The 9,933-nt window shown below is 63.9% G+C and carries 9 protein-coding genes; 1 reads left to right on the plus strand and 8 read right to left on the minus strand.

Going from position 1 to position 9,933, the window contains the following annotated elements:
• Nucleotides 1-50 precede the first annotated feature (50 nt).
• Both ACH2CW_RS08045 and ACH2CW_RS08050 read right to left on the minus strand, forming a co-directional pair.
• A complete protein-coding gene (locus ACH2CW_RS08045) occupies nt 51-254 on the minus strand; it encodes a hypothetical protein (protein WP_395056889.1) in 204 nt (67 codons plus the stop codon).
• Nucleotides 255-452: 198 nt separating this feature from the next.
• Nucleotides 453-1,091 (minus strand): glutathione S-transferase family protein, encoded by a 639-nt coding sequence (locus ACH2CW_RS08050; RefSeq protein ID WP_395056890.1) that lies wholly within the window; start codon nt 1,089-1,091, stop codon nt 453-455.
• A gap of 471 nt (nt 1,092-1,562) precedes the next feature.
• Between ACH2CW_RS08050 and ACH2CW_RS08055 the strand changes: the two genes are divergently transcribed.
• Nucleotides 1,563-3,119, plus strand: a complete 1,557-nt coding sequence (locus ACH2CW_RS08055; RefSeq protein WP_395056891.1) for a glycine betaine ABC transporter substrate-binding protein — start codon at nt 1,563-1,565, stop codon at nt 3,117-3,119.
• A 238-nt stretch (nt 3,120-3,357) separates the two neighbouring features.
• On the opposite strand, the gene ACH2CW_RS08060 is transcribed toward ACH2CW_RS08055, so the two are convergent.
• From ACH2CW_RS08060 to ACH2CW_RS08085, 6 genes are all read right to left on the minus strand, one after another.
• Nucleotides 3,358-4,335 (minus strand): Bug family tripartite tricarboxylate transporter substrate binding protein, encoded by a 978-nt coding sequence (locus ACH2CW_RS08060; RefSeq protein ID WP_395056893.1) that lies wholly within the window; start codon nt 4,333-4,335, stop codon nt 3,358-3,360.
• 37 nt (nt 4,336-4,372) lie between these two features.
• Complete coding sequence (gene glxR, locus ACH2CW_RS08065; protein WP_395056895.1) at nt 4,373-5,269, minus strand: 2-hydroxy-3-oxopropionate reductase; 897 nt, start codon at nt 5,267-5,269, stop codon at nt 4,373-4,375.
• 196 nt (nt 5,270-5,465) lie between these two features.
• Complete coding sequence (gene garL, locus ACH2CW_RS08070) at nt 5,466-6,248, minus strand: 2-dehydro-3-deoxyglucarate aldolase (RefSeq protein ID WP_395056897.1); 783 nt, start codon at nt 6,246-6,248, stop codon at nt 5,466-5,468.
• Nucleotides 6,249-6,284: 36 nt separating this feature from the next.
• Complete coding sequence (locus tag ACH2CW_RS08075; RefSeq protein ID WP_395056899.1) at nt 6,285-7,271, minus strand: Bug family tripartite tricarboxylate transporter substrate binding protein; 987 nt, start codon at nt 7,269-7,271, stop codon at nt 6,285-6,287.
• Between the two features lie 35 nt (nt 7,272-7,306).
• Nucleotides 7,307-8,875, minus strand: coding sequence for a galactarate dehydratase (gene garD, locus ACH2CW_RS08080; RefSeq protein ID WP_395056901.1), 1,569 nt, complete (start codon nt 8,873-8,875; stop codon nt 7,307-7,309).
• Nucleotides 8,872-9,909: a lactonase family protein gene (locus ACH2CW_RS08085; RefSeq protein WP_395056903.1), complete on the minus strand. Its 1,038-nt coding sequence runs from the start codon at nt 9,907-9,909 to the stop codon at nt 8,872-8,874. Before ACH2CW_RS08085 ends, garD begins: the two co-directional genes overlap by 4 nt.
• Nucleotides 9,910-9,933 lie beyond the last annotated feature (24 nt).

Here is a 9,933-nt window from a genome sequence, read left to right on the forward strand (position 1 = left end):
AACGGATAGGAACGCGGCCAGCGTTTCGGGCCGGTGAGTGTGGCGCCTTACTACTTGGCCTCGATCAAACCAGCGGCTTTGCCGTCGATGTAGAGCAGGTAGTCGGCAAAACCAAAGCCGGTGTTGAGCGGGAATTCGCGGAGGGCGACGCCACGGGCTGCGTGGATGTTGGCATCTGCCATGTTGCAGACGTGCCAGCCTGCTTGCTGCAACAGCGCGTCTATGCTGACTCTGGCTTTTTGCTCTGGCGTCATTGCTCTTCCCTCTGGCCCATTCTAGGTGAGCACCAATCGATAGCCATCCCCCAATGAGAGGGCACACAGCTAGCACCGGGCGGACAACAGAAAATCCGCCCTTTAACCTGCGATTGGAGGACAAATCAGCCGCCAGCCCACAAATGGCGGGCGCAAGCAGCTATGTAATTTGTAGCGACTGGCAGCCTGACACCGTCGTCAAGACGCGCGCTTCAATGGCACTCCAAACCCCCGCGCCACCGCCTCCCGCCCCATCATCGCCCGGTACCACCGCAACACATTCGGAAAATCCGCGAGATCGACCTTGTGTCGCTCATGCCGCCAGACCCAGCCGACGATGGCGAAGTCGGCGATTGAGATTTCTTCGCCAGCGAAGAAGGCGTGGTCGGCCAGGCGGCGGTCCATCACGCCGTAGAGGCGTCTGGTCTCGGCCATGAAGCGCTCGAGGCCGTAGCGGCGCTCGGCTTCGTCTTTGAGTGCGATGAAGTGGTGCACCTGGCCGGGCATGGGGCCGAAGCCGCCCATCTGGAACATCAGCCACTCCATCACCGCGACGCGGGCGCGGGGGTCTTTGGGCAGGAAGGTGCCGGTCTTTTCAGCCAGGTAGATCAGGATGGCGCCGGACTCAAAAATACTGATGGGTTCACCGCCCGGACCGTCGGGGTCGATGATGGCGGGGATCTTGTTGTTGGGGCTGATCTTCAGGAAGTCGGGCGCGGTCTGCTCGCCCTTGGTGATGTCCACCACGTGCACGTCGTAAGGCAGGCCCATTTCTTCGAGCGCGACGCTGATCTTGCGGCCGTTGGGGGTGTCGAATGCGTAGAGCTGGATGGGCATGGTGGGTTGGTGAGGGGTGTTTCGGGTGGAAGGCAGTCTGCCACAGGCTAGAGGATGGTGCTGGGGCGCGGTCAAGCCCAACCGTTCGGGCTGAGCCTGTCGAAGCCGCTTCTGAGCTGGGCGGGCCCCTTCGACAGGCTCAGGGCGAACGGGAAAAAGACGGGTGCGGGAACGGGGGCATGGATCCCGGATCGAGTCCGGGATGACAGTCGAGGCGTCCCGGATGACACGTCCCTCCCCGCTTGTCATTGCGGGCAGAGCCTGTCCCGGACTCGATCCGGGAACCCGCAATCCATGTGGGCCACACGCGCCGGTGGTTCATGTTGCATGGATCCCGGATCGAGTCCGGGATGACAGCCGGGGCAGGGATGACACTCCTTCCCCGCTTGTCATTGCGGGCTAGACCCGCAATCCATGTTGGCTCAATACTGCAACTTGCTACCTTCTGCCAGCCGCGGCGATACTGGCGGCATGACGCCTCGCCGCCCTGCCCTCATCACCTGCATCGCCGCACTGCTGGCCCTTGTCAGCAGTCTGGCCTTTGCCGCGCCGCCCGCCAATGACACGCTGCGCATAGGCTCCAAACGCTTCACCGAGTCCTACATCCTGGCGCAGGTGCTGGCGCAGACGGCTGCGCCGCACACACCCACGCCGCCCTCGGTGCTGCAGGGCCTGGGCAACACCGCGATTGTTTATGAGGCGCTGCGCTCCGGCAGCATCGACCTCTACCCGGAATACGTGGGCACCATCAGCCTGGAGATCCTGAAAAGCAAAACGCCGATGACGCTGCAGGCGATGAACGCCGCGCTGGCGCCGCTGGGCCTGGGTGCAGCGGTGCCACTGGGGTTTAACGACGGTTATGCGCTGGCCATGCGCGAAGACAATGCGCAGCGCCTGGGCATCACGACACTGACCGATCTGGCCAAACACCCTGCCCTCAAGCTGGGCCTGTCGAACGAGTTCATAGGCCGGGCCGACGGCTGGCAGGGCCTGGCCCAGCAGTACGGCACGCCGCAAACACCGGTGGCGCTGGACCACGGGCTGGCTTATGACGCGATTGCGCAAAAGCAGGTGGACGTGATCGACATCTACACCACCGACGCGAAGATTGGCCACCTGGGCCTGCGCGTACTGACGGACGACAAGGCGTACTTTCCGCGTTATGACGCAGTGCTGCTGTACCGGCTCGATGTGCCGCAGCGTTTTCCCAAAGCCTGGGCGGCGCTGCAAAAGCTGGAGGGCAGCATCAATGAGACCGCGATGATTGCCATGAACGCGCGGGCTGAGCTGAAAGGCGTGGCGTTTGATGTCATCGCCCGGGATCATCTGGTGGCCAAAGCGGGCGGCACACCAGCCGCAGCAGCGGGCACAGGCGCCGACACCGGCCAGCGCGGCTTCTGGGCCAAGCTGTTTGGCCCCGATCTGGCGCGGCTGACACGCCAGCACCTGGCGCTGACGCTGATATCTGTCGGCGGTGCGGCGCTGCTGGGCATTCCGCTGGCGGTGTGGGTGTTTCCGCATCCGCGCCTGCGCGCCGTGGTGCTGGGCGCCACCGGCCTGCTGCAAACCGTGCCTTCGCTGGCGCTGCTGGCCATGCTGATTTCTGTGCTGGGCCTGATTGGCACGGTGCCGGCGCTGATGGCGCTGATGCTGTACGCCCTGCTGCCCATCATGCGCAATACCGTGACCGGCCTGGGCGAGGTCTCAAGTGGTCTGCGCCTGGCCGGGCAGGCGCTGGGCATGACTGCGGGCCAGCGCATGCGCCTGGTCGAGCTGCCGCTGGCGCTACCGACGATTCTGGCCGGCCTGCGCACCGCAACCTCGATTGCCATCGGCACGGCGACGATTGCCGCCTTTATTGGTGCCGGTGGTTTTGGCGAGCGCATCGTCACCGGGCTGGCGCTGAACGACGGCCAGTTGCTGCTGGCCGGCGCCCTGCCCGCCACCTTGCTGGCGCTGCTGAGTGAGGCGCTGTTTGAAGGCGTGGAGCACTGGCTGCGACGGCGCCAGGGCGCAAGTCCGGGATGACAGTCCAGGGTCTGGGAGAAAGTGATTTGTCATTGCGGGCAGAGCCTGTCCCGGACCCGATCCGGGAACCCGCAATCCATGGGTGCTCACACGCGACTCTGGTTGATGTGACATGGATCCCGGATCGGTGTCCGGGATGACATGCGGGGCCCCATGACAGTGCAGGGGATCCCGAAGAAAATCGCCCGTCAGCCCATGTCCTGCCTGCGTGAGAAGCTACTAAATCGATAGCAGATTGTCAGTCCAGCTTGATGTTGGCGGCTGCCACCACTTCAGCCCAGCGCTTGCGCTCCTGGTTGAAGAACTTGTCCTGCTCGGCCGACGACATGGTCACCACCTCGGCGCCCTGCCCGGTGAGCCGGGCGCGAATCTCGGGGCTGCGGATGATCTTGATCAGCTCGGCGTTCAGGCGGTTCACGATGGGCTGCGGCGTGCCGCCAGCCACCAGCACACCCTGCCAGGTACCCGACTCGAAACCGGCCAGGCCCTGCTCCTGCAAGGTCGGCACGTTGCCGATCAGCGGCATGCGTGTGGCCTTGGAGACGCCGAGGATCTTGAGCTTGCCGCTCTGCACAAAAGGCAGCGTGGCCAGCATGCCGTTCATCAGCACCTGGGTCTGGCCGGCGACGGTGTCGTTCACCGCCTGCGAGCCGCCCTTGTAGGGGATGTACTGCCACTTGGCGTTGCTGGCGCGCTCGACCGACACGCCGGCCAGGTGCGGCGCGCTGCCCATGGCGGTGACCGCAAAGTTGAGCTGGGATTTTTGCGACAGGGCCACCAGCTCTTTCAGGTTGTTGGCGGGCACCGAGGGGTGCACCACCAGCAAATGCGGCGAATAGGCCAGCATGGTCACGCCGCGCAGGTCTTTGCTCGGGTCGAAAGGCAGCTTGGTGTAAACCGAAGGACTGATGGCCAGCGCGCCGGTGTCGCACAGCAGCAGCGTGTAGCCGTCGGGCGCGGACTTGGCGACCAGGTCGGCGCCAAGGTTGCCGTTGGCGCCGGCGCGGTTTTCAACAATCACAGGCTGCTTGAGCGCCTCCGACAGCGCCTGACTGATGGAGCGGCCAATGATGTCCGACGAGCCGCCCGGTGGGTAAGGCACGATCAGGCGGATCGGTTTGGACGGCCAGTCCTGCGTCTGTGCCTGCACACCTGAAGCGGCGGCCAGGCCCAGGGCCACGGACGATGCGAGGACCTTGCGGCGATTGAGTGTCATGCTTATCTCCTGAATTCGTTGTTGAAAATTGAAGCGCTCAGGCCTTGGCGACTTCGTGACCCGCCATCAACTCAAGGGCACGCACCAGCGCCGAGTGGTCCAGGTCCTGCATGCCGTTGGCGCTGCAGACCTGCATCAGTTGTGCGGCGCTGGCGGTTTGCGGCAGGGCCACGCCCAGCGAGCGCGCACCGCTGAGCGCCAGGCCCAGGTCTTTCTGGTGCAGGCCGATGCGAAAGCCGGGGTTGAAGGTGCGCTTGATCATGCGTTCGCCGTGCACTTCGAGGATGCGCGAGGCGGCAAAACCACCCATCAACGCCTGACGTATCTTGGCCGGGTCGGCGCCGGCCTTGCTGGCAAACAGCAGGGCTTCACCGACGGCAGCAATATTGAGTGCGACGATGATCTGGTTGGCGACCTTGCAGGTCTGGCCGTCGCCGTTGCCGCCGACCAGCGTGATGTTTTTGCCCATCAGTTCAAACAGCGGCTTGACGCGCTCAAACGCGGCATCAGGCCCGCCGACCATGATGGTCAGGCTGGCGGCCTTGGCGCCAACTTCACCGCCAGAGACCGGCGCGTCGAGGTAATCGGCGCCGAGTGCGTTGATCTTTTTGGCGAATTCCTTGGTGTCCATCGGCGAGATCGAGCTCATGTCGACCACCGTCTTTCCCTTGGCGTTGCTCTTGAGGCCGGCAGCGACGCCCTTGTCGCCGAACAGCACTTTCTGCACGTCAGGCGTGTCGGGCAGCATCATGAAAATGATGTCGGCCTTCTCGGCGACTTCCTGCGCCGAGGCGCAGGCCACGGCCTTGCCGGTCAGCAGGTCGGCAGGCACCTTGCTGCGGGTGGTCAAAAAAACCTCATGGCCGGCGTTGGCCAGATGGCCCGCCATTGGCGCGCCCATGATGCCGAGGCCGATAAATCCAAGCTTGCTCATAAAAATACTCCTGGTTCAGTAAAAATTCTTGTGGCCAGAACCCGAAATTCAGAAGGCGGGGCCATGGATCCCGGATCGAGTCCGGGATGACAATTCAAACTGCATCTCCTTGCCTGTCATTGCGGGCCTGACCCGCAATCCATGTCTTCATCCACCTTGTCTGTTCAGGACTACCGCGTACGGATAACCCAAAAAATCAGGCCAGATACTTGTCGCGCAGGGCCTGCGTGGCGCCACGGAACACGCCGAGGTCGCTGCCGACGCCAACAAACGTGGCGCCCATTTCCATGTAGCGGCGCGCATCGGCTTCCACCGGTGCCAGGATGCCGACCGGTTTTCCGTGCGCCTTGGCGGCGGCAAAAATTTTCACCATAGCGGCCTGCACGTCCGGGTGGCCGGCGTTGCCGAGATGGCCCAGTCCAGCGGCCAGGTCAGACGGACCGACAAACATGCAGTCCACGCCGTCGATAGCGGCAATCTCGCCGGCTGCCGCCGTGCCGGCGATGCTTTCGATTTGCACCATCACACAGATGTGGTCATTGATGGACTTGAAGTAGTCCGGCACGGAGCCGTATTTGTTGCTACGCTGGGACACCGACACGCCACGTATGCCCTGAGGCGGGTAACGCGTGGCCGACACGGCGCTGGCGGCCTGCTCGGCGCTTTCCACAAACGGAATCAGAAAGTTGTAGAAACCGGCGTCAAGCAGGCGCTTGAGCTCGACCGAGTTGTTGGAGGTCGGACGCACCACCGGCGCGCTGCGGCTGTCTTTGAGCGCCATCAGTTGCGGGATGTAGGTGGCCATGTCGTTGGGCGAATGTTCGCCGTCGAGCAGTATCCAGTCAAAGCCGGCCACACCCAGCACCTCGGTGGTGATGGCGCTGGACAGCGAGGACCAGCAGCCGATCAACTTCTTGCCGGCCAGCAGGTCGCGCTTGAAGCTGTTGGGGAAAGACTGGTAAGGCGTGATGGATGTCATGGTGCTTGCTGTTGCTTTCTCAAATTTGTTTCGGTTCTATTCGGCCTTGATATTGGCGGCCTTGATGACTCTGGCCCACTTGTCGACCTCTTCCTTCTGGTAGGCGAGCAGTTGCGCGGGCGTCATGGTGGAGGGCTCCATGCCAAATCCCTTGAGCTTGGCCTGCACATCGGGCTGGGCCAGCACCTTCATCACTTCGGCATGCAACCGGTCAACGATGGCTTGCGGCGTGTTTGCCGGAACAAACATGGCCTGCCAGGAGACCATGTCGAAGCCCTTCTGGCCGCTCTCGGCGATGGTCGGCACCTGGGGGTAGCCAGGAACGCGCTGGCTGCCCGTGATGGCGATAGGGCGCAGCCGGCCGCTCTGGATGTGGGGGCCAACGACCAGGCTGGTGTCGAACATCATGTCGAGCTGTCCGCCGACCAGGTCCTGAACGGCGGGAGCCGAACCCTTGTACGGCGCGTGCGTGAACTTGACGCCCGACTGGCTGGCCAGCAGCTCCAGCGCCATGTGCGGCGAGGTGCCGATGCCCGGCGAGCCTGAGCTCAGACCGCCATTCTTGGCGCGGCTGGCCTTGAGTACATCGTCCAGCGTGCGCAACGGGCTGCTGGCGGGCACCACCAGCAGCAGCGGGCTCACGCCCAGCATCGCGATCGGTGCGAACGATTTCACCGGGTCATAGCCGATCGGTGTGGTGTAGAGGCTGACGTTGATCGAGTGCGAGCTGATGGTACCGCCCAGCAGTGTGTAGCCGTCGGCTGGCGCGCGTGACGCAATCGCCGAACCCACGCTGCCACCGGCGCCGCCCTTGTTGTCGATCACCACGGGTGTGCCCAGCGCGCTGGACAGCGGCTGCGCAATCAGGCGGGCAATGGTGTCGGTATTGCCGCCAGGTGGAAAAGGCACGACATAGGTGATGGCCTTGCCGGTCGGCCAGGCGCCTTGCGCCCATGCGGGACTCGCGCTCAGGGCACTGGCGGCGGCGGCGATGGCTGTGTGGATCAGGGTACGGCGTTGCATGGTGGTGTCTCCTTGGGTGGTTATGAGCGAAAAAATCAGGTCACGGGTGCCGGGTTGAACAGCACCAGCGCGTTGTGCAGCTTCCAGTGTTCAGCCCAGGTCTTCTTGCGGCCGCTGGCGACGTCGAGCATCAGATGGAACATCTCCCAACCCACGTCGGCGATGCTGGCCTCACCGTCGGCGATGCGGCCGGCGTTGATGTCCATCAGGTCATGCCAGCGGCGCGCCAGGTCGCTGCGGGTGGCGACCTTGATGACGGGACACTCGGCCAGGCCATAAGGCGTACCGCGCCCGGTGGTGAACACATGCAGGTTCATGCCGGCGGCGAGCTGCAGCGTGCCGCAGATGAAGTCGCTGGCCGGCGTGGCGGCATAGATCAGGCCTTTTTGCCTGAGCTTTTCACCGGGGGCCAGTACACCGCTGATCGGCGAACTGCCCGACTTGACGATGGAGCCCATGGCTTTTTCGACGATGTTGGACAGGCCACCTTTTTTATTGCCGGGCGTGGTGTTGGCGCTGCGGTCCACCAGGCCTTTTTGCAGGTAGGCGTCGTACCAGGCCATCTCGCGGATCATGGCCTGCGCGACTTCGGGCGTATTCGCGCGCGAGGTCAACTGGTCAATGCCGTCGCGGACTTCGGTGGTTTCAGAAAACATCACGCTGGCACCGGCGCGCACCAGCAGGTCGGTGCAAAAACCAACCGCCGGGTTGGCGGTCACGCCGGAAAACGCGTCGCTGCCACCGCACTGCACACCGACCACCAGCTCGCTGGCGGGCACGGTCTCGCGGCGGCGCGCATCGAGCTTTTTCAGGTGCAGCGCGGCGGCCTGCATGATGGAATCAATCATGGACATGAAGCCCACATGGCTGTCGGACTGCAGGCAGACCACGTCCAGCTCGGCATCAGCAGGCTTGCGTTCGTCAACGATCGCAAAACTGCCGGGCGGCAGCAGGCGCTCCGGCTGCAGCTTCTCGCAGCCCAGGCTGACCACCATCACCTCGCCGCCGAAGTTGGGGTTCAGGCTGATGTTGCGCAGTGTGCGTATCGGGATGATGGCGTCGGGTGCGTCGATCGCCACGCCGCAGCCGTAAGTGTGTTCGAGGCCGACCACATCATCGACGTTCGGAAACTTCGGCAGCAGCTCGGCCTTGATGCGTTTGACCGCGAAGTCCACCACACCGGCCACACACTGCACCGTGGTGGTGATGGCCAGGATGTTGCGGGTGCCGACCGACCCGTCGGCATTGCGGTAACCCTCGAAGGTGTAGCCCTCCAGCGGCGCCTGCACGGGCGGCCTGACGGTGGCGATCGGCAGGCCTTCGAGGCCGCGCGCGGCCGGCATCTCCAGCAGGCGCTCATGCACCCAGCTTCCGGCGGGAATGTCTTTGAGCGCATAACCAATCGGCACGTTGTAACGCAGCACCGCCGTGCCTTTGGCCAGGTTCACCAGTGCGACCTTGTGGCCTTGTGGAATGCGGTCCACCAGCACCAGGCCACCCGCCAGCACGGCGCCCGGCGGCAGACCGCCGTCGTTGGCAACGATGGCCACGTTGTCCGCATCGTGCATGCGGATGGTGATGGGCTGGCGCGTGTCAGTGTTCATCTGAAGTCGACGATTTCTACCCAGTTCGGGTTTTTGCCGGCAGGCTGGCTCTTGCCCGCACCGGGCAGGCCGGTGGCGCTGTCAATCACATGCAGCGAGACGCCGTGCGAGTCCTGGCCCGCAGCGACCAGGAAGCGGCCGGTTGAATCGATGGCAAAGCCGCGCGGGGTTTTTTCGGTCGGCGTGTGGCCCACAACCTGCAACTGACCGGTGGCGGCGTCGACCTTGAAGGTCGTCAGCGTGCTGGACGTGCGCTCCGAACCATAAAGAAATTTTCCGTCGGGCGCAATCTGCAAGTCGGCTGCCCAGACCTTGCCGGCAAAATCCGGCGGTACCACGGTGCTGCGCTGCAGATGGCGCATGCCGCCCTTGGCTGCGTCATAGGCAAACACGTCCACGCCGCCATCGAGTTCGTTGAGCAGGTAGACGTATTTTTGTGACTTGTCCCAGAGGAAATGGCGCGGACCGGTTTTGGTTGGCAAGACATTCACAAGCGCAGGTTCATTGGCACTCAGCGTGCCGCTGGCCGCATCAAACCTCCAGCTCGACAGGTTGTCGCCGCCCAGGCTGGTGGCAAACACATAACGCCCGGACGCATCGGCATGGATGGCATGCGCGTTCGGCGCCGTACGGACCAGTTGCTGCACCGCGCCCACCAGGCCGTCGTTCCCAATGCTGTTGACGGTGATCTTGTTGCCGCCGTAAGAGGCGGCGAACAGCCACTTGCCGGTCGGGTCCAGATCGATGTTGGCCATGCTGTCGGCCAGCGCCGCCTCGCCCAGCTTCTCCAGGCCACCCGTTGCACTGTCGATGGCAAAGGTGGTGACACGAAAAGGCTGCGAGCGACTCGCCACATAGAGGAATTTTTTGTCGCGGCTCACCACCATGGGCATGGCCGTGCCGCCCACGGGCACCGTGGCCACCGGCTTGAGCTGGCCCGCCGCGCGGTCCAGCTGCATCACCGAGATGTCCTCGCTGTCGGCGTTGGCGATGTAGACCCAGGTGGCGGACGCCACCACGCCCGACGCGGCCATCACGCCCGCCCCCACAAGCAGGAA

The sequence above is a fragment of the Polaromonas sp. genome, assembly GCF_043778355.1.
Lineage (GTDB): Bacteria > Pseudomonadota > Gammaproteobacteria > Burkholderiales > Burkholderiaceae_C > Polaromonas.